The sequence below is a fragment of the Seonamhaeicola marinus genome (genome assembly GCF_008085455.1).
Genome location: NZ_VSDQ01000840.1, coordinates 1 through 255, shown reverse-complemented (window position 1 = coordinate 255; position 255 = coordinate 1). Strand labels below are relative to the sequence as shown.

The 255-nt window shown below is 36.5% G+C and carries 1 protein-coding gene; it reads right to left on the bottom strand.

The features are described from left to right. On the bottom strand, positions 1-248 hold a 248-nt coding region (locus tag FUA24_RS23805), incomplete at its 3' end, for a hypothetical protein (protein ID WP_187388385.1). Between the last annotated feature and the right edge of the window lie 7 nt (positions 249-255).

Below are 255 nucleotides of genomic sequence, written 5' to 3'. Positions count from 1 at the left end.
CTTGCTAATACTTTTTTGCCTTGGTATTCAAAATCTTCAAGTTTTTCTAAAGAACCATTGGCAATTAAGTTTTTTGGATCTCTATCAGCAGGTGTCATTCTTGCCCAAATTTCGGGTATTAGTAAACTCACGTCGTGGTCTATTTTGTTTTCGGCACCAACATAGCCAGCAGCAGTGCTAAAACCGTTAGACTCTGTTAAAATATGTGATAGAAGCGCGTTATTTAAATCTGTAGTTGGTGTAAGCATGTTAAAA